At 76.2% G+C, this 449-nt stretch carries 1 protein-coding gene; it reads left to right on the top strand.

Features of this window, described 5'->3' with window-relative positions; translation table 11 throughout:
- A partial coding sequence (locus JMF97_RS30815; protein WP_203224692.1) for a TraG/TraD/VirD4 family protein occupies positions 1-449 on the top strand: 449 nt, incomplete at both ends.

Raw genomic sequence — 449 nt, 5'->3', positions numbered from 1 at the left:
TACCTGCTCTCCAAGGACGGCGGCGGCTCGGCGGCCGGGGTGATCGCCGGGCTGGCCGACTCCGTCATCCGGGCCGGGGTGGTCGCCGCCGAACGGATGGGCGGACGATTGGACCCGCCGATGACCGCCATCCTCGACGAGGCGGCGAACGTGTGCCGCATCTCCGACCTACCCGACCTCTACAGCCACCTCGGCTCGCGCGGGATCAGCGTGGTGACCCTGCTGCAGAGCTACCGGCAGGGGGTACGGGTCTGGGGCGAGGCGGGCATGGACGCGCTGTGGAGCGCCGCCACCGTCCAGCTGCCCGGCGCCGGGCCCGCCGCCGCCGACTTCCTGGACCACGTGGCCCGCCTGGTCGGCCCGCCCGCCCTGCGTACCCCCAGCTCCTCCCGGTCCCAGGACCGCCCGTCGCGGGCGGTGTCCTACCGGCACGCGCCGGGCGCCCCGGC

It is taken from the genome of Micromonospora fiedleri, assembly GCF_016774385.1.
GTDB lineage: Bacteria > Actinomycetota > Actinomycetes > Mycobacteriales > Micromonosporaceae > Micromonospora > Micromonospora gifhornensis.
The sequence above is the reverse complement of the archived record's forward strand: the minus strand, read 5'-3'. Positions and strand labels throughout refer to the sequence as shown.